The 20,098-nt window shown below is 40.4% G+C and carries 19 protein-coding genes, 1 tRNA gene and 1 pseudogene; 6 read left to right on the forward strand and 15 right to left on the reverse strand.

Going from position 1 to position 20,098, the window contains the following annotated elements; translation table 11 throughout:
- From K8S13_RS20955 to K8S13_RS21025, 15 genes and pseudogenes are all read right to left on the reverse strand, one after another.
- Nucleotides 1–474, reverse strand: a pseudogene (locus tag K8S13_RS20955) (monovalent cation/H+ antiporter subunit D family protein); the annotation flags it as partial.
- A gap of 38 nt (nt 475–512) precedes the next feature.
- Nucleotides 513–1,997, reverse strand: a complete 1,485-nt coding sequence (locus tag K8S13_RS20960; RefSeq protein WP_291465671.1) for a proton-conducting transporter membrane subunit — start codon at nt 1,995–1,997, stop codon at nt 513–515.
- Nucleotides 1,998–2,000: 3 nt separating this feature from the next.
- The gene (locus K8S13_RS20965; protein WP_291465672.1) at nt 2,001–2,417 is read right to left on the reverse strand and encodes a cation:proton antiporter subunit C; all 417 of its coding nucleotides are present in this window, start codon (nt 2,415–2,417) and stop codon (nt 2,001–2,003) included.
- Nucleotides 2,418–2,426: 9 nt separating this feature from the next.
- A complete protein-coding gene (locus K8S13_RS20970; protein WP_291465673.1) occupies nt 2,427–3,251 on the reverse strand; it encodes a Na(+)/H(+) antiporter subunit B in 825 nt (274 codons plus the stop codon).
- Complete coding sequence (locus K8S13_RS20975) at nt 3,248–3,493, reverse strand: hydrogenase subunit MbhD domain-containing protein (protein WP_291465674.1); 246 nt, start codon at nt 3,491–3,493, stop codon at nt 3,248–3,250. The genes K8S13_RS20970 and K8S13_RS20975 overlap by 4 nt, the downstream gene beginning before the upstream one ends.
- Nucleotides 3,494–3,495: 2 nt before the next feature.
- Entirely contained in the window at nt 3,496–3,819 is a 324-nt protein-coding gene (gene mnhG / locus K8S13_RS20980; RefSeq protein ID WP_291465675.1) for a monovalent cation/H(+) antiporter subunit G, read from the reverse strand.
- 19 nt (nt 3,820–3,838) lie between these two features.
- Nucleotides 3,839–4,126, reverse strand: coding sequence for a monovalent cation/H+ antiporter complex subunit F (locus K8S13_RS20985; protein ID WP_291465676.1), 288 nt, complete (start codon nt 4,124–4,126; stop codon nt 3,839–3,841).
- Complete coding sequence (locus K8S13_RS20990) at nt 4,123–4,674, reverse strand: Na+/H+ antiporter subunit E (protein ID WP_291465677.1); 552 nt, start codon at nt 4,672–4,674, stop codon at nt 4,123–4,125. Before K8S13_RS20990 ends, K8S13_RS20985 begins: the two co-directional genes overlap by 4 nt.
- Nucleotides 4,675–4,728: 54 nt before the next feature.
- Complete coding sequence (locus K8S13_RS20995; RefSeq protein ID WP_291465678.1) at nt 4,729–5,202, reverse strand: response regulator; 474 nt, start codon at nt 5,200–5,202, stop codon at nt 4,729–4,731.
- Between the two features lie 153 nt (nt 5,203–5,355).
- Nucleotides 5,356–6,237 (reverse strand): universal stress protein, encoded by an 882-nt coding sequence (locus tag K8S13_RS21000; RefSeq protein ID WP_291465679.1) that lies wholly within the window; start codon nt 6,235–6,237, stop codon nt 5,356–5,358.
- A 34-nt stretch (nt 6,238–6,271) separates the two neighbouring features.
- Entirely contained in the window at nt 6,272–6,664 is a 393-nt protein-coding gene (locus K8S13_RS21005) for a response regulator (RefSeq protein ID WP_291465680.1), read from the reverse strand.
- A 32-nt stretch (nt 6,665–6,696) separates the two neighbouring features.
- Nucleotides 6,697–8,217, reverse strand: a complete 1,521-nt coding sequence (locus K8S13_RS21010; RefSeq protein WP_291465681.1) for a response regulator — start codon at nt 8,215–8,217, stop codon at nt 6,697–6,699.
- An 11-nt stretch (nt 8,218–8,228) separates the two neighbouring features.
- Nucleotides 8,229–10,301, reverse strand: coding sequence for an ATP-binding protein (locus tag K8S13_RS21015; protein WP_291465682.1), 2,073 nt, complete (start codon nt 10,299–10,301; stop codon nt 8,229–8,231).
- A gap of 40 nt (nt 10,302–10,341) precedes the next feature.
- On the reverse strand, nt 10,342–11,865 hold the full coding sequence (locus tag K8S13_RS21020) for a sodium:proton antiporter (protein WP_291465683.1): 1,524 nt from the start codon (nt 11,863–11,865) through the stop codon (nt 10,342–10,344).
- A 186-nt stretch (nt 11,866–12,051) separates the two neighbouring features.
- Nucleotides 12,052–12,128: transfer RNA gene (locus K8S13_RS21025), tRNA-Pro, on the reverse strand.
- 214 nt (nt 12,129–12,342) lie between these two features.
- Here K8S13_RS21025 and K8S13_RS21030 point away from each other — a divergent pair.
- The 6 genes from K8S13_RS21030 (at nt 12,343) to K8S13_RS21055 (ending at nt 19,981) form a co-directional block, all read left to right on the forward strand.
- A complete protein-coding gene (locus K8S13_RS21030) occupies nt 12,343–12,843 on the forward strand; it encodes a hydrogenase maturation protease (RefSeq protein WP_291465684.1) in 501 nt (166 codons plus the stop codon).
- 96 nt (nt 12,844–12,939) lie between these two features.
- Nucleotides 12,940–15,984, forward strand: coding sequence for an FAD-dependent oxidoreductase (locus K8S13_RS21035; protein WP_291465685.1), 3,045 nt, complete (start codon nt 12,940–12,942; stop codon nt 15,982–15,984).
- A gap of 29 nt (nt 15,985–16,013) precedes the next feature.
- A complete protein-coding gene (locus K8S13_RS21040) occupies nt 16,014–16,454 on the forward strand; it encodes a hydrogenase iron-sulfur subunit (RefSeq protein ID WP_291465686.1) in 441 nt (146 codons plus the stop codon).
- Nucleotides 16,439–17,392, forward strand: a complete 954-nt coding sequence (locus K8S13_RS21045; protein ID WP_291465687.1) for a methyl viologen-reducing hydrogenase — start codon at nt 16,439–16,441, stop codon at nt 17,390–17,392. Before K8S13_RS21040 ends, K8S13_RS21045 begins: the two co-directional genes overlap by 16 nt.
- Nucleotides 17,393–17,409: 17 nt before the next feature.
- Entirely contained in the window at nt 17,410–18,759 is a 1,350-nt protein-coding gene (locus tag K8S13_RS21050) for a Ni/Fe hydrogenase subunit alpha (RefSeq protein WP_291465688.1), read from the forward strand.
- 106 nt (nt 18,760–18,865) lie between these two features.
- Nucleotides 18,866–19,981: a Coenzyme F420 hydrogenase/dehydrogenase, beta subunit C-terminal domain gene (locus K8S13_RS21055; RefSeq protein ID WP_291465689.1), complete on the forward strand. Its 1,116-nt coding sequence runs from the start codon at nt 18,866–18,868 to the stop codon at nt 19,979–19,981.
- Nucleotides 19,982–20,098 lie beyond the last annotated feature (117 nt).

A 20,098-nucleotide genomic window follows, 5' to 3' on the forward strand; every position in this document is an offset into this window, starting at 1 on the left:
ATCCTGATGATGGGCAACCAAAGGATATGTAGCCAAAGATAAAATTTCATAAAAAAGATAAAGCGTCAGCAGGTTGGCGGAAAAAGCAACACCGATTGTTGCGGAAAGAGCCAAAGCAAAAAAAGAAACAAACCGGGTCTGCCCATGTTCATTCAGCCCCCTCATATATCCGATGGAATAAATGGATGTCACAATATAGAGGCTGGAAGCCACAATGGCAAACAGCATCCCAAGTCCATCCACCCTGAAGGCAATGGCTGCCCCGGGAGCAAATTCAAACAGGGTCAAAGCGATCTGTTTTCCTCCAAGTATGACCGGAAGCATGGAAAGAACAAGAATAAACTTAATGGCTCCTGCAACAAAGACCCATGATTCCCTTACATTGGGTTTACCAGAAGAAGAGACCAGTACCGGAATGACAAAAAGAGAAACTAGGACTGCCAAAAGAGGTTTAATTGAAATAATGGTTTCCATTTATTGGTTTACCTTTAATATTATAATCATAATCATCTTCACTTTAAGAAAGGAAGAATGATTGTATTTACAATTGTTCCTGAATACATACCCACAACAATCAAGGATAAACTGACAAGCCCGGATACAATCAGCATGGATACCGGTGCTTCCTCGATTGTCACAGGGGAATGCGAATCTCCATGTCCATGGCTTTCAGACATGGGTTCAAAAAAACAAATTTCAAAGACTTTAAAAAACAGAACCGCACAGATCAGGCTTGAAATGACGAGGGCTGCTGCAAAATGATAGGCGCCGGCTTCAAATGCCCCCAGGATCAAATACCATTTGCTGAAAAATCCACAGGTGGGCGGCACCCCGATGATACTGAAGGCAGCCAGAACAAAACCTGCCATGGTCCAGGGCATTTTACCGAACAGACCCTGCAGATCACTTAAATCAACACTTTTAAGTTTATAGACCATATTGCCTACGGCAAGGAACAGGGCAAAGGTCATTAAAGCATCATTTAAAATGTGTAAAACAGCACCGGTCATGCCAAGCTGGTTGCCCATCCACGCACCCCCTACCATGTATCCGATTTCACACACAATGATATAGGTAAGCATTTTTTTCAAATTTTTCTGTGAAAGCGCCATGACACCCCCTGCAAGGACAGCAATGGTTGCAAGCCAGACAACAGCATCACTAAGATTCAGGGTTTCAAAGATGTAGTCAAACCCGAATACCGTAATCATCAAGCGTATCATTACATAAACCATGACTTTGGTCATTAACGGAGCCACTACCCTGGCAAATGCCACAGGTGAATATGTGTAAGCATTGGGCAGCCATACATGCAATGGAAACAAGGCCATTTTTATCCATATTCCGAGCATACATAAAATAAATGCAACCAGTACCGTGGAAGAACCATGGATACCTGACAGGATATTTGCCACATCAATCATATTCAGGGAACCGGTTTTAAGGTAAAGATATCCCACACCCAAAAGATAAAAACTGGCACCGATAACACCGATGAAAACATAATTCAAACTGGCCAGAGGTGCCCTGTCCCTGTCGCCCAGAGCAATCATGGCATAGCTGCTCAATGAGGTGATTTCAATGAGTACATAGAGGTTAAACAAATCGCCTGTGGCCGTAACGCCCAAGAGCCCTGTCACAAACAATAGATACATGGTATAAAATGACCCGGCCCTGTCATTTATTTCCCGGGTCACACTTTTGTAGCTTGCCACCAGGTTTAAAAGGGCAATACTTGATACCAGCAAAAGTACCATGGCATTTAACAGATCAATTCTGTATTCAATGCCCATGGGCGGCGCCCAACCAGCCATCCTGTAGTGGATTGTGCCGGACTCCATGACACGTATCAACACCTTGAATGCAGAAAAGGTTGAAATGGAAAGACCCATCAAAGCAATTGAGTATGACAATCCTTCTTTGATCCAGACGGCAAGCCCGGCAAAAAGGGCGGCTAAAAGCGGTGCAATAACGATTAGTGCGGGGTAATTATCCATAGTTTATTTTTCCGGCCCGATATCAACCAGGCGCATTCTGAGTTCATCTTCTTCCAGGGTCTGATACCGCTGGTATACTCTGACAGCTAAGGCCATGGCAACACCAAAGGTTGCAACAGATACCACAATGGCAGTCAGCATTAGAACATGGGGCAGGGGATTTATATAATCAGCTGCGTGGATGACAGCAGCGTCACCGCCATGTCCGCCATGGGCATTTTGAATGATCGGTATGGTGGCATCCATCTTATATCCTATGGATACATAAAAAAGGATAATGGCTGTTTGAAAAATATTCATACCCACCAGTTTCTTTATCAGATTATTTTTTGCAACCATGGCATACAGGCCGATCATCATTAAAATCACATAAAGCCAGTAATTGTATTTTGCCACGATCAGGGTTAACAGATCCGTCATAGTTTTTACCTATAGTCCTTCATCGTGTCTGCCTTCGGAGACAATATTAATATAAATGATGACCATTGCAGCAGTTACAGCAATCCCCACACCGATTTCAACGCCTAACATACCCAAAGCCCTGATATGATGGGGATCTCCCGGTACTAATGGAACAAGTTTTGCATAGTCCAGAAATTCACCTCCCATGGGCATGCAGATGGCTCCAATCCCGACATAAATTAAAACCCCCAGGGCAGCATAGATACCAAGGACTTTTTCTTTAATCCGCCTTACAAGTGTTTTCAGGTCATAAGAAATGGCTAAAAGAATCAGGCTGGAACTAAAGATAACGCCACCCTGAAATCCGCCGCCTGGAGAAAAATCACCATGAGCTACAACATAAAGGGCATAAATCTGGATAAACGGGATGATAATACGGCAAACAGATTTAATAATCAAATCCGACGGGACCCAGTCCTTATCCATATGTTCAAGCTCTTTTCCCACCTTTAAAATTTTTTTGCTGTCTTTCACATGGAGGATAACTCCGGTGGGTGTATGGCGGTAAAAATGTTCTTTTTTCTCTCGAAAATCTCTTAACAAAAGAAAGCATGCCAGGCCTGCACAAAAAACAACAGCGGTTTCAAACATGGTGTCAAACCCACGATAATCAGCAAGAACCGCTGTTACAAGGTTGGGAACCTGGGTTTCCTCAAAAGCTTTTTCAATATAATGATTTGAAAGATGGGTTGAGGCCGGTGAATCAGGATCACCCCAGTCCGGGAATTCCCCTGTTCCGTACAGCAATAGTGCACCTGTCACGCAAACAATAATAAATCCTAGAAATCTCAATCTCTTGTCCTCCTGCTAGTTCTGAAAACGGCTGCAACAAAAAAAACAGTGCTGACGCCTGCTCCAACCGAGGCTTCGGTAAAGGCCACATCCACTGCTCCCATGACAGCCCAGAGCAGACACATCATAAATGAATAAGCGCCAAATAAAATAGCGGTTCCCAGCAGGTCCTTGACAGATATGGCAGCAATCGCGCAAAAAATGACAAAGGTTAACACAATCAAATCAATTGGCCAGTACATGATTAACCCTTTCGTTTCTTTTTAGTCCAATGCCGCAATCCTGCCCGCATTCCCGCATCAACAATGGAATGGGTGGCTGTGGGACTGGAGAGAAACACAAAAAATACAATTGAAAACATTTTAATGGAAAGCAACAGGCTTTCAAGGGAAAAATGGTGGAGGTTGTAAACGGCAAGCCCCATCACCATGGCAAAAATCCCCAGAGTATCCAGTTTACCTGCCGGATGAAGCCTGCTGTAAAAACCCGGCATTCTGATGATACCGACGGCACCGCCCAGAAAGAAGAACAAGCCGGTGATCAAAGACAAAATAACAAATATATCCATGAATACTCCAAATTGATGATTAATCCATAAAGGATTCTTCGTACAGCCCTTTTCTTTTGTGAAAATAGCGTGAGGCTGCCAGAACTGTTACAAAATTTAGAAACGCATAGGCCAGTGCTATATCAACAAACATGTCAACACGCTCATAAAGAAAACCGATCAGCAATAAAAGAACAACGGTTTTACTCCCAATGGCATTGACACCAACGAGCCGGTCCAGAACCGTAGGACCGAACAAGGCTCTATACATTGAAAAAAGCATCAGAAAGCATAATCCCAATGCAACGCTTAAAAAAAAAGTACTCATATCTCTTCTCCAAAAACTTTAGCAACCTTTTTTAACATGGTACCCGGCAATGATTCGGCAGATTTCCTGTCAATGGCATGCACCTTGAATACACCATCACTGTCCGCCGTTACTGTAATGGTTCCAGGCGTCAGGGTAATGGAGTTGGCCAGGGTCGTAATGGCAATATCGGATTTTAAATTAGTTTTAAAGGTAATGATGTGAGGATCTATTAACTCTTTCATCCGTGGATGAAAGGCCAGGTACATCAAGTGAAAATTGGCTTTAATAATTTCCCAGAGCAACCAGGGGATATATCCGATAAATCTAAAAAATATTTTAATATATCCTGGCTCCATGGCAGGAAATAACAGATCATAAAAATAATATGCCACAAAAAAGCTTGAAATACCCCCCAGCCATAACAGCAGAGGATCAAATTTTCCTGACAACACGATCCAGGACAAAAACATCAAAATAAATGTAACCAGAAATGAAAAGAATGATTTAAAAAATGCAGGTCTTGTGTTGCCATCTTCTTTGGCAGCACCATCATTAGAAACTATCAATAAACTACCCTCCCCCAAATATCATGAAAATCAAAAGCTGAAGATAATAATTAATTACTTTTCAACACCATATAGCTTACGGAATTTCCCGTACAGCTTGGCCATGGCACCCTCTTTTTTTGCCCCTGTTTGAGAGCTGTCAGGTCCGGAGGAGGATTGTTCCTGTTGAATCCTATGATCATAAGCCGCGTTTATGGTCTCAATAAGCGTATCCATATCCACGGGCTTTGATAAAAACTTAAATGCATTATATTTGCCGCTTTCCAGCGCGTTTTCAACACTGCCATGCCCGGTAAGAATAATACAGGGCAACTGCGGCTGCAAATCCTTTAATCTTTTCTGGACTTCGATCCCATCAATTCCCGGCATTTGTAAATCCACAACAGCCACATCAAAATCTTCTTTTGCAGCAGCTTCAACCCCTTCTTCGCCTGAAAAAGTTGTTTTAACCGTAAATCCATCAAGAACCAGCCGTTTGGCAAGGTATTTTAAAAATGTCTGTTCATCATCTATAAATAGAAGTTTCATAATTTATCCTTACAATAACAATAATGCCAACAATCTCCATTTTAAACTAAATTTTGCATATAACAGAAGTATTATATTGAGTCAACAACAATATGCCTGTAAAATACAGCTGTAATATAGATAGATTTTACAGGCAAATCGATAAAAACAGGGCTAAATATTCTTTTTGCCGGGAATGAGAAGACAAGGGTATATGGATTTATCAGCAATATTTTTTGAAACGGAGCCAACCCATCGCTCCAAAATAGCTGCTTTTTCACTGGAACCCAAAATAATCATACTGGCCTGGTATTCTTTTGCTGCTCTTTCAATCTGTTTTTGCGGATCTCCTGCATATACATGGGGTTTGGCATTAATACCCGCATCCTCAAGCTCATCACAAAGGTCTTCCAGTCGTTTCCTTTCGGCTTTCCTGACTTTCTGAACTTCATGGGCATTCGGGCTTTTAAGAGCACTCTCCTTTACCACATGTATGATATGAATTTCGCCTATGACATTTTTAAATCGTTTGATATATTCAAGCGTCTTATTACAGGTATCCGACCAATTAGTTGCAAATAAAGGTCGATCAAACAATTTTTCAGGAACAATATTATCGTCCATCATGTGCTTGAAAACTAGAATCGGCACTTCTGTCCGCCGCATCAATTCACTAACATCAGAACCGGCATAAAGCTGCTTCAGCACTCCTTTATGGGAATGGCCAATCACAATCAGGTCAGGGGATTCCTTTTTAACAACTTTTATGATTTCAGGGATGAGAGTTGAAACCTCTATATATGCACCAACTTCCATCCCCAGTTCAAATAAATTCTCTGCCCAGTCAATAAACCTGATATTTGCAGTCTCTTTTAACTTGACTTCTTCTTCCTTAAGGTATCCGCTTCCCCTTTTCATGGCAACTTTGTCTCTTTCAATCACATTTAAAAAAATGACATGTTCCAATGCCGCATTTCTGAGTATCAATAGAGAGTTGAGTGCATCATAACAAAGGTCTTCAAATTTTGTCACAAAAAGTAATTTTCTTATTTCCATATTTTCTCCGATGGCAATATTTATATCTTATTGATTAACCCAGTTTTTTCTTGATTGCTGCAATTAACTCTTCCGGTTCAACCGGTTTTTCCAGGTAGATATCAGGTTCGGGGACTTCCCCTCCCTTAAATTCTTCTAGTGCTTTTTGAGATTTTAAAAAAGATCGAAGCGTAATCCCTGTAAACATAATAATGGGTATTTGATTAAAATTTTTATCTGTTTTCAGCTTGCGATACAATCGAATCCCGCTCCCCCTGGGCATCAACACATCAAGAATCACCAGATCTGGTTTTTCTTTTTCAATCATTTCAAAACCTTCTATACCATCTTGAGCGACCAAAGGCATATACTGGTTTTCTTCCAGAACTGTGACAACAAATGACCTGACATCCTGATCATCATCTACCACAAGAACCTTTTTACTCATAATCTGTCCTCCTTGGTCAATCTATATCAACCTTAATTTGCTTTTTCATAGGGAAGTTTAATCGTAAATGTACTACCGTCTCCAGGACTGGTTTTTGTTTCAATCACTCCATTGTGTTCTTCTATGAGCTTTGATGTAACAAGAAGTCCCAGACCTGTTCCCTTTCCCCCTTTAGAACTGAACATAGGGTCAAACAACTGCTTTTGTGTATTTTTATCCATACCACAGCCATTATCTTTAACCTCAAAACAAAAGTAATTATTTTTATCCCTATAGGTTTTTACCTTTACTTCATGTTTTTTGGAGGTATCTTCATCCTCAATACAGGCATCAATGGCATTGTTTATCAGGTTAAGCAAAGAGCGATGAATCGTTTGTGAATCAGCCGCGACTTCCCCAATACCGGGATCAAATTCTTTTGAAATAAAAACATCTTTTGATTCTGCAAAATCTTTTACCAGTTCGATCACTTCATCAACAATATCATTGGGCAAACACGGTTCAAATTCCGGCTCCCTCTGCTTTGAATAGGTTAAAAGGTCCTGGGTCAAGTCCCCTATTCTTTTAATATTTCTCTTTATCGTTTCCCAGCCTGTTTTGAACTTTTCCGTATTGTTTTTGGCAATTCCCACATCAACGACATAACTGCCACCCTGAAGTCCTATGAGAATATTCTTTACGTAGTGGGCAAGACCACTAATAGTCTGCCCTACAGCAGCCAACCGTTCCGACTGAACCAATTCCGTTTCAAGCCGTTTTATTTCCGTTAGGTCCTGAAAAAAACTAACCGTCCCTACAAAATCCCCTTTTTCATGAAGGACATTGCTATTATACCGAACCGGTATTTGTCTGCCGTCTTTAGTGTTTATTATATTTTCTCTCCAGGGAAGCATGTTGTGTTGTTTTTCTTTTTTGGCCTGATTTTTAAATATCCTGGCAATTTTTGGCGTATACAGGTCATCTATGGTCATTTGATGTCTAACATCTTTTGCAGCCTCGCCAAACATCCTTGCGGCTTCAGGGTTGTACACAACGACTTTCCAATCATGATCAAAGGCAACAATGGCATCATTGGAACTTTTTATTAAAAGCCGTTGAAAATTTGATTTTCGCCGGATATCCTCGGTGGCTTCTGCGATTTTAAGTTCCAGGTTTTCAGTATATTCTCTGAGTTTTTCTCTGATATCAATCTTTGCTTTTGCTCTGTCAAGGGCAATGGCAAGGGATTCATCCCTGACAGGTTTGTTGATAAAATCACTGGCGCCATACTGCAATGCCGTGATGGTTGAATCAATATCTCCATGCCCTGTTACAATGATCACTTCTTTTTCAGGATCAATTTCCTTAATCATTTTCAGCAGCTCAAGTCCGTCCATTCCCGGCATTTTTATATCCGTCACCACGATATCGGGTGATTCAGCTTTAAAAACTTCAAGTCCCTGCTCACCACTAAGGGCTGTAACCGTTTCATAACCGTCACTTCGAAGAGACATGGAGAGCAGCCTGACAATAATCTCTTCATCATCAACAATTAATATCTTATTGGCTGACATAATTTATTTCCTTATTCAATTGCCGGAAACTTGATTATAAATGTAGCACCTTTTCCATACTCACTTAGAATGTCAATGGTTCCACCGTAATCTCTTATGATTCCAAAACTGATACTGGTTCCAAGGCCGGTCCCCTTACCGGTTTCTTTAGTCGTAAAAAAGGGCTCAAATATCTTTCTTTTCACCTCATTGGTCATACCAATCCCGGTATCAGACACCTTGGTTATCACCCATTTTTTCTGGGCATATGTTTTGATTTCCAATATTTTCTCAATCGGACCCTCTTCTTTTTCAGCTCTTTCATCCATGGAATCAATGGCATTGGTCACAAGGTTAATAAACACCTGCTCCAGGCGATTATGTTCTGCACGAATTTCCGGAATTTCAGGATCAAGGTCAACCTCAACTTTAACGGAATGAACAGACAACTGGTGTCCAAGTACCTTGAATACATCATTGATGGGATCATTAATCACCATTTTTTTAAGATCCCTATCAGATTGCCTTGCAAAATCCCTGACATGCTTGATAACACCGGCTGCCCTGGCAACATTATCAATAATATCATTGGCCATCATGGTCAGCTCATCGTCGGGAATCCTGACACCCTTTTTTATCATCTTCAGGATCAGATCTGAACAAATCTGTATGACATTTAATGGCTGATTGATTTCATGGGCCATCCCGGCTGCCATGGTCCCAAGGGTGGCCAGTTTTCCTGCCTGGATCAGCTGGGTTTCTTTTTCAACGCTTTCAGTGATATCAGTTGCCGATGCAATCAGGACATCCCTGTGACTATAGATTGCATTCACAACCTTAATGTTTACAAAAAACGAGGTCTTATCTTTCTTAAAATGCTTTTTCTTGGTAAACAGTATGGATTTATTAACAGCAAGCCCTTCCAGGCCTTCTTTGATGGTTTCATCGGATGTATCCCCAATTTCCAAAAAAGGCGTTCCTAAACATTCGGGTTTTATATACCCATAGTCCTCCTCCACACGATGATTCACATCCAGGATCTCAAGGGTTTGCCGGTCAATAATAAAAATCGGATTTGGGTTATTGTTAAACAAAGAACGGTATTTTTCCTCTGATTTCTTATATTTATCATAGAGTGTGGAAAGCTCCTTATCCTGCAGTTCAAGCTCTTCCTGTGTTTTTTTATCTTCCGTGATATCTTTTAATGTCTCTATGGCACCCATTACCTTGCCATCGGGAGATTTTATGGGAGCGGCTGTGAAAAAAATCCATTTTCCATTTTCCCCTATATGCGGGAAAAACTCTTCGGCTTCATAAGCCTCATTAATCAGACCTGATTTTCTCCATGAGGAACCATAATATTTTGATACCTCCTGTTCAGACATTTCGCCCACAATTACATCTGCCATGGTCGGTCTCTTTGCAGATCTGAAAGGTACCCACTGCCGGTCAGTTCCCACCAGCTCATAGGCATTGTGTCCGGTCAGTTTTTCACAGGCCCAGTTCCAATGAGTAATTATATGTTCATTGTTGATGATAAAGGTTGGAATCATACTGCCCTGAATGATTTGAAAAAGCTCTTTTTCCATCTCAATCAAGTCCTCTCTTTCATCTTTTAAGTATCTATTCTCTTCCTCGGCATTCTCTTTAATTGTCGCAGTAAACTGATCAAACAGTTTTACAATTTCACTCTTATCGATCTCATCCGACTGGATTGTTCTTTTAATCTTTAGTCTTTCTTCCTCTGATTTTAAAAAATTTAGAAATGACGTGGCCCTGTAGGCATCAAGGTCAATAATGCTGACATGTTCCGTATTCACCTTTTCCAGTATACAACTCAATATTTCATCATTTTTTAATTTTAAAATAACATACATATCGGAAAGCTTACAAACTTCATCATAATCCATGGTTGTAAATATGCCCTTTTCCCGGGCATATTGGATACCTTCAACCCGGGTCAAGGTATCTGCAACCACTATAACCTTAGGGTCCAGTTCTTTTAATCCGGGTCCCAGCAATATTTCAAGAATTTGTTTACAGGGGCTGTTTCCACCAATTATGGCTAACTTTAATCCTTTAAGATCGATAATCATTGACTGCATTACTCCTATTCAAAGCGCAAATTCCCTTAAAACCAGTATATTAAAAGAAAATAAAGCTTACAATAACAAAGGTTGGAATTAAAAAAACTAAAGAATATTTCAAAATATATCCGAAAAAACTAGGCATCTCAGTTCCAGCCTCAGTAGCAATGGATCGAACCATAAAATTGGGTGCATTTCCAATATAACTACAGGCACCGAAAAAGACGGCTCCGCTTGAAATTGCCTTAAGATAGACCGCATTTTCCGTCATTAATAATGGAACAGAACTGCTCTCTGCCATACCGGCATAAAAACTGCCAAGGGCTGTATTAAAAAAGGTCAGATAAGTAGGTGCATTGTCCAGAAAAGCCGATAGCATCCCTGTCACCCAAAAGTAGTGAATGGGTTCTTTTACTGCATTAATAAGAAATGCAAATGCTCCGTTGGGCCCTGCTTTAAGCAATAGCAGGCATGGAATCATGGTAATAAAAATTCCAATAAAAAGATAGGCCACCTCAATAATCGGAAACCATGAAAACTCATTTTCCTCCCTGAGAACTTTGGGTGTCGCCATAAGAGACCCTATCCCAAAAACAATGAGAAGTCCGTCCCTGAGCCAGTCCTGAGTTGCCCTGTGAATACCAAAGGTTGAGACTTCCCCCAAATCCAGGATACCGCTCATTAAAACGGCACCCACCACACCCCCAAGAAAAATAAAATTATAGGTTCCCACCAGTCGCAACGGCTTTTTCTCTCCATCATCCGGGGCTTTTGCCCCTTCTTTTTTATAATGATAGGTGTCAAGGAAAAAATAAACAACCAACAGGATAATTGATGCTACAAGCATATGCGGCATAATTTTAAAGGTCCAGAAAAAACTGACCCCATGGAGAAATCCCAAAAATAATGGTGGATCGCCAAGAGGTGTCAATGCCCCGCCGATATTGGCCACCAGAAAAATAAAGAATACCACCATAAAGGTTTTATTCTTTCGATGGTCATTTGCCCGCAAAAATGGCCGGATCAATAGCATGGCAGCGCCTGTTGTCCCCATCCAGGATGCAAGGATGGTACCGATCAGTATAATGATCGTGTTGACAATGGGGGTCCCTCTTAATGTCCCCTTAAGTAAAATACCGCCGGAAATGGTAAACAGCGCCCATAACAGGATAATAAAAGGAACATAGTCTGCCAGAATAATATGAAGAATCTCATGGATTGCAATGCCTTTATAGGCATAGATAAACGGCAGAGCAAGACAGGCTGCCCAGAATGCCGAAATCTTGCCGAAATGATGATGCCAGATATTACCGGCGATAAGCGGAAGTAAGGCAATGGATAACAACATGCATGCAAAGGGAATACAACTGTACAACGGCAGCGTCTCCCCCAGGTTCACATGACCATGAGCTCCCGGGTCATGCTCTTGATCATGTTTCTGATCCGCAGTGGTGTTGGAAAGGCCTGTAACTTCGTGTGTGGAATGATTTTCGTCGGCAGAATGGTCTTTGGCTGCAGCAGGTGAAAAAGAAATGAGTAAAACCATGAATAATATTAATAACACCAACCTGTCCAATTTCATCAATTCGTTCCCTCCTGGCTATATTGAGTGTAACGAAACCTTTGAAGGTTTGTTTGGTCAATTCATACTAGCTTTATAATATTTTTTTTATAGCGACCCAAATTCTCAAAACAAAATATAGTAATTTGACTATTCGATCTAAATTAGAAAGTCAAGGCGAAAGAAAGAAAGGATTTAAAGATGAGGTGGTCGGGACGGCAAGATTTGAACTTGCGACCACTTGTCCCCCAGACAAGTGCGCTACCAGACTGCGCTACGCCCCGATCATTTTTTTTAAACAAGCGACTTTTAACACCCTTTGTAAAATGTGTCAAGAAATTTTCGAGAAAAAAACTATTGACAACTCAATTTTAATCTGATAATGCTTTACCTTTTTTTCTCTGTGTATAGAGAATGTATTTTTGTTAAAAGCAACGTTTTTCAATGTTAATTCATACAATAATTAGCATTTAATTTATTGTAATAAAGGTATGATTAGTGGCGGCAGTGGAAACGTTGATTTATGAAAAAAAAGTGCTGATTTTCGGTTGTGGAAACACCTTGTTTGGCAATGACGGATTTGGCCCTGAAGTTATTAATTATCTCAATGAGCATTATACATTGCCCGGTTGCGTACTTGCCCTGGATGCAGGGACCGGGATCAGGGATTTTGTATTTGACCTTCTGCTCATGGAGGATAAACCCAAACAGATTTTTGTCATAGATGCTGTTACTGTTAAAGGGAAAAAACCAGGAGAACTTTTTGAAATAAGCCTGGCTGATGTTCCAAAAGAAAAAATGAATGATTTCTCTCTTCATCAATCTCCTTCTTCAAATTTACTTGCAGAATTAAAGGGATTAAACGTTGACGTTAGGGTTTATTGTGTTCATACCGATGAAGTCCCAAATGTCATTGCTCCCGGTCTTTCAGATGAAGTTAAAAAAGCAATTCCAGAGGCATGTGCATGGATAAATGAACAGATAATATTTAGTCTATAAAATAAAAGGATTTGTTTCCAGATTAATATTGGGGGCAAATCCTTTTTTTATTTTATTACAAAGTTAAATAAAACAATAATATAAAGTGAGGTAAATATGACAAACAAACCTATTGGTTCCGTCCTGCTTGTTGGTGGCGGTATTGCCGGAATTCAGGCAGCATTGGATATGGCAGATTCAGGATACTATGTTTATCTTGTTGAAAAGAGTTCAGGAATAGGCGGGGTAATGGCTCAACTGGACAAGACGTTTCCCACCAATGATTGTGCCATGTGAATTATTTCACCTAAACTGGTTGAGTGCGGTCGGCACTTGAATATTGAATTGTTGACACTTTCACAAGTTGAAAATGTCACAGGTGAACAAGGAAATTTCACAATTACCATTAAGAAAAATCCAAGATTTATTGATGAAAGCAAATGTATTGCATGCGGATTGTGTGCTGAAAAGTGTCCTAAAAAAGTCCCTGATGAATTTAATGCAAACTTAAATACACGAAAGGCTGCTTATATTAAATACGGGCAGACAGTTCCTCTCAAGTATGCCATAGATTCTGAAAATTGTATTTATCATATAAAAGGCAGGTGCAGAGCCTGTGAGAAAGTATGTCCCACAGGAGCCATTGATCTTGATATGAAACCTGAGTTTGTTGAACTTAATGTGGGTTCTGTTATTCTGGCTCCCGGATTCAAATTTTTCTCTCCTAAAGGGATTGATTATTATGGATACGATAATATTCCTGATGTTGTTACAAGTATAGAATATGAACGTATACTCTCTGCTTCCGGTCCAAACATGGGGCATCTGTCAAGGCCTTCCGATGGCGGTATTCCTAAAAAAATTGCCTGGATCCAGTGTGTTGGGTCCAGAAATACAAACTGCACGGATAACGGGTATTGTTCAAGTATGTGCTGCATGTATTCCATTAAACAGGCAGTCATGACCAACTCACACCTTGATTGTGATGGTGAACAGGTCATATTTTATATGGACATAAGAGCGTCCGGAAAGGAATACGAGCGTTATTATGAATCTTCAAAAGACAAGGGTGTGAAATATGTAAGGGCTCGTCCTCATACCATACTCAAAGGACCGGATGGTGTTGGTGTTGTCATGACCTGGGCAGATGAAACCAGCACCCAGAACAAAGAATACTTTGATATGGTTATCCTTTCTATTGGTATGGAAGCACCTGTTGATGCAACGAAACTATCCGGGCAATTTGATTTTGATCTGACACAGCATAATTTTGCTAAAACAGGCAGCTTTAATCCGGTTTCCACAACAAGGGACGGCGTATTTGTTACAGGTGCATTTCATTCTCCCAAAGCCATTCCAAAATCTGTAATTTTTGCTTCTTCTGCTGCTGCTGATGTTGAAGCGCTTCTCGCTAGTTCAAAAGGCAGTCTCACAAAAGAAAAAACATGGCCCCAAGAGCAGGACATTACAGGGCAGGAGCCAAGAGTGGGGGTCTTTGTTTGTTCATGCGGTACCAATATAGCTGGTGTTATTGATGTAAAAGATGTTACTCAATATGCATCAACACTGACCGCTGTTGATTATGTTGAAAATAATCTTTTTACATGTTCCACAGATACTCAGGATTTGATAGCTGAAAAAATCAAAGAAAAAAATCTGAACAGAGTTGTCATTGCAGCATGTACCCCAAGAACCCATGAAGTTCTTTTTCAGGAGACATTGCAGAATATCGGTCTTAACAAATATATGATTGAGATGGCCAATATCAGGAATCAAAATTCCTGGGTTCATCCTAATGAACCTGAAAAAGCCACGGCAAAGGCAAAAGATCAGATCAGAATGGCAGTGGCAAAGGTTATAGAAAATTACCCTCTAAAGGATATCGAAGTTAATGTTACTCCTATAGCTCTGGTTATTGGAGGCGGACTTGCAGGCATGAGCTCGGCTTTAAATTTAGCTGCCCAGGGATATGAAACTATTATCATAGAAAAGGCACAAAGACTTGGGGGAGTTGCCATTGACCTTTATAAAACATGGAAGCAGGAAAATGTAAGATCAGGTCTTTATAAGATGCTGTTAGAGATTGAAAATAATGATCTTATAAGGGTGTGTACAAATACTACTCTGGAATCCGTATCAGGATCAGTGGGCAACTTTATTGGTAAAATCAAAGAGGAAAATAATACAGAAACGATTGAATTTGGTGTCTGCATTCTCGCAACGGGCGGGAAAGCATATATTCCGGATGAATATATGTATAATAAAGACAAGAGAGTTTTAACATCTCTGGAGTTTGATAAACTCATGATTCAACATAAATCAGGTGCTTCAAATGCTGACAGTACGGTTTTTATTCAGTGTGTCGGTTCCCGGGATAATCAGAGACCCTATTGCAGCAGGGTATGTTGTACCACTGCAATAAGAAATGCAGTGGACCTAAAAAAAATGAATCCTGCAATGGAAATTTTTGTTCTTAACAGAGATATAAGAACCTATGCTGACCGTGAAATTCTTTATAAAGAAGCCCGGGATCTTGGCGTTATTTTTATTAACTACACTCCGGATAAAAAACCTGAGGTGTTAAAGAAAGGCGATGATATAGTTGTTAAAATTTTTGATCCTATCGTTCAACTTCCTCTGGAAATAAAAGCGGATCGCATAGTGCTTGCAACGGCTATTTTGCCCAATGATAATTCTTCTTTGGTAAATATATTCAAGTGCGGTATAAACAGTGACGGCTTTCTTTCCGAAGCACATCCAAAACTTAAGCCTGTTGACTCAACTGTTGACGGAATTTTTCTGGCAGGCATGTGTCATTATCCCAAACCAATAAATGAATCTATTGCTCAAGGCAAGGCTGCTGCATCCCGCGCAGGAGTTATTCTTTCAAAAAAGAGAATGAAACTTGATGCGATAAAGTCCCGTGTGACCCAAAATTGTGATGGGTGTGCTCTTTGTATTGATGTTTGTCCCTATAATGCCATTGTTCTTGAAGAATATGAAGAAAATGGCAGAAAATACAAAAAGGTTAGAACCAATAATGCTTTGTGCAAGGGTTGCGGTATATGTGCTGCAACATGCCCGAAAGAGGGCATTATCGTGGACGGATTTACTCCAAGTCAGCTTAAAGCCCAGGTGGATACAATACTGGAGAATGCTTGAATGAATAAAATAATAAGGAGAAATATATAATGTCTGATAATTTTGAACCGGTAATAATCGGTTTTTGCTGCAATTGGTGTGCCTATGCCGGAGGTGATCTGGCCGGTGTATCAAGACTTGAATACCCTGCAAACATTAGAGTTGTCAGGGTTATGTGTTCAGGGATGGTACATCCTGAGCTTGTGGTGGATTCTTTAAAAAAAGGTGCTGACGGCATCATGGTTATGGGCTGACATCTTGGTGAATGTCATTACCTGGATGGTAATCACAAAGCTCTGGCCAGAACCGATGTAATAAATATGCTTCTTGAGGATATAGGTATTGATCCTGAAAGATATGCTATTGAATGGGTTTCCGGGGCAGAAGGCCCCAGGTTTGCCCAGAAGGTGACTCAGTTTACGCAAAAAATAAAAACCCTTGGTCCTAACACGTTTGGAAAAAAGGAGGTGGAGGAATGCCAGTCAATGTAGCCAGTGAGTGGTTAAACTCATGTTCAGGTTGTGAAATAGCAATCCTTAACTTAGGTGAGACTTTGCTTGATCTGCTTCCCGAACTTAATTTTGTTCATATTCCGGTATTAATGGATCACAAGCATTTAGGACAACTTGGAGATAAGGAACATATCGATATTCCCAAAGCCACGGTTGGACTGCTAAGTGGCGGAATCAGGAATGATGAGCATCTTGAGGTTGCTTTGGAAATGAGAAAAAAATGTGATGTTCTCATTGCCCTGGGTACATGCGCAACCCATGGGGGAATCCCGGCTCTTATAAATTCCTATACCAATGATGAACTCTATGACAGATACTATTCCACAGAAAGTACGGATACTGGAGGCAAAGTGCCGACACAAGGTGTGCCTCCTCTTCTTGACAGGTGTTATGCTTTGGATGAAAAAATAGATGTGGATATATATCTGCCGGGCTGCCCTCCCCACCCGGATCATATTGCAGCAGCAATACTGGGTCTGTTAAAGGGTGAAGACATAGAGTTACCTTTTAAAAGCGTGTGCGATACCTGTCCTGCAAGGCGTGAAGGAAAAGGTGATGTTAAAGAAATTAAAAGATTTATTACAACACCTGAATTTGATCCTGATAAGCCCATTGATGATATGCGCTGTCTTTTAGAGCAGGGATATCTCTGCATGGGACCTGTGACCAGAGCAGGATGTGCAGGCGCCGAAGGAAGTGCTCCAAAGTGTATCAGTGCCCGGGTGCCCTGCAGGGGATGCTACGGTCCGGTACAGCAGAATGGCAACCAGCTTCTTGATATGCTGAACGCACTGGTCAGCAATGGTATAGATATTAAGACTTTGCCGGACAGGGATAACCTTTTAAGGTTTTCAGGGGCTCATAACAGGCTTGTTTCCAAAAAAAATAGATCAGGAAAAAACCAGACAGAAAAATAAATCGGGAGAAAAATAATATGGGAAGAAAAATAAACATACAACCCTTATCCCGCATAGAAGGTCATGCCAGTATTGAGATAAATCTGGATGACAGCGGTAATGTGAAAGAGGCAATAACTCATTTCAGCAGTATAAGAGGTTTTGAAAAATATGTCGAGGGTAAGCCTGCAGAAGAAGTCACAAGGATTGTAACAAGAATATGCGGCATTTGTCCCTGGCATCATCACATGGCATCGGTAAAAGCAGTTGATGGCTGTTTTGGTGCAAAGGTTGCACCTGCAGGGCATATACTGCGGGAATGCATGCAGAACATGGCACATATTAATGATAAAATACTTCATTTTTATTTTCTTGCAGCTCCTGATTTTGTCATGGGACCGGATGCAGATTATTCTGTAAGAAATATTATTGGAATTGTGGGTGCAGCGCCCGATCTTGCCAAAAGGGTTGTACAAATGCGCCAACTGAGCCAGATGATGATGGAAAAATTTGCAGGCAGGGTAATTCATCCAATAGCCGGTGTTCCAGGCGGATTTTCCAAGCCAATGTCCGAAAGTCAAAAAAAAGAACTTGTGGAAAATACAAAAGAACTTCTTGGATTTGCAAAATTTTCCATGAAATATGCAAAAGAGGAGATTTTTCCAAAATATCTCGACCTTGTAACAACCCTTGGAACAATCACAACTGGTTTTATAGGAACAGTGGATGATAAAGGATCGCTTAATTTTTATGACGGAAAACTGCGACTCATGAAACCGGATGGTTCATATGATGACTTTGATGATTCTGATTATCTTGATTATATAAGTGAGCATCCGGTTGATGTTTCCTATGGTAAATATCCCTATGCAAAATCATGGAACGAAGGCTTTTCCATGGATCTTGATGCTCCAAAAGGTATCTACAGATCCAATTGCCTTGCACGTATAAATATTTGTGACCAGATATCAACACCGCTTGCCCAGGCAGAACTTGAAGAGTTTAGAAAAAATTTTGGCAGACCTGCTCAGCAAACACTGCTTTACCATTGGGCACGTCTCATAGAACTTGTTTATGCCTGTGAAAAAACCCTGGAACTTCTTAATGACAGTTCCATAACAGATCAAAAGACAAGAAATGATGTAACTCCAAAAGGAGGCAGAGGTGTAGGTCATGTTGAAGCACCCCGTGGCACATTGATTCATGATTACACAACTGATGAGAACGGATGCATTAAATCAGCCAACATGATTGTCGGTACAACCCATAACCTTGCACCCATCAGCATGAGTGTTGAACAGTCAGCAAGAATGCTGATTAAAGATGGAAACATTGATGAGACAATCTTGAATAAAATTGAGATGTCTGTTCGTGCTTATGATCCCTGAGTAAGCTGTGCAACCCACCGCCTGGACGGCGGTCCTGTCGTAGCACTCAATGTTGTGGATTCAAAGGGAAACACTCTTTTTTCCAATTTAAATAGAGGAGATATCCATGAAAACTTTTTTTAATCTTATTCAGGACGTACAGAAAAAAGGAAGATGCCATCATTGCGGCGGTTGTGTAACATTCTGTTCTGCAATAAATTATGGTGCACTTACTTTTGATGACACAGGAAAACCATGTTACGATGCTATTGAAAAATGTATTGAATGTGGACTTTGTTATATGATCTGCCCTGAAATTTCTGAACTTGATGATGAAATTAAAAAAAGAGCGAATTGGAGTGCTCCTGCGGGGAGGATTATCGGCACCTCTGTTGCCCGTGCAAAGGATAAAACTGTAAGACAAAGAGGGACTGACGGAGGAGTTGTAACTGCTATTTTGCTTCATCTTTTTGAAACCGGAAGAATCAATGGGGCAATTGTATCAAAAAACACTGAAAAAGGAAGGATGCCCTGGCTTGCAACTTCAAAAAAGGATATTCTTGATTCTGCCGGTACTCATTTTGAAGCCTCCCATGGCATGGCAAATTTTGCCGACGAGTATTCGACTTTTTCTCCTTCTGTAAAAGCATTACAAGAGTTAAGGAAAGAGGGAATCGAGAGGATTGCATTTGTGGGGACTCCCTGCCAGATAAATACCATTAGAAAAATGCAGGCTATTGGTCTTGTACCTGCGGATTCCATTGAATTCTGCTTTGGCCTTTTTTGTTCAGGCAATTTTATTTTTCATGATAAGGAATTTCATGAAATCGAAAATAAATACGGCTTTAAATATAAAGACATTGAAAATATAAACATTAAAGATAATTTAATTATAACTCTTGTGTCTGAAGAGACAAAAACAATACCTATTAAAGAGTTAGATATTGTAAAACGGACAGCATGTAACCTTTGCAGTGATTTTTCAGCAGAATATGCTGATATTTCTTTTGGAGGGCTTGGAGCAGATAAGGGCTGGACAACTGTTGTTACCAGAACTCTGCTTGGCAGGGCAGTTTTGGCAGGGGCTTTTGAAAAAATATTGGAAAGTTATAAATATGAGGATAATCCAAAGTATGCAACCAATGCTGAAGATGCAATACTGAAAGCATCAAGGGATAAAAAAGAAAAAGCCAGGGCCAATCTTGAAAGTTTTAAAAATAAAGGAGTATCTGTAATAGGTTAGTTTGCCATAAACACATGACTTTCTCCTGTTGAAATAAGACTATTTCAACTCCAAAAAATCCCCTGTTTTGTAATCCCAATTACAGGGGATTTTTTATGGCTTTTACCAAATCCTGAT

It is taken from the genome of Desulfobacula sp., from assembly GCF_021107415.1.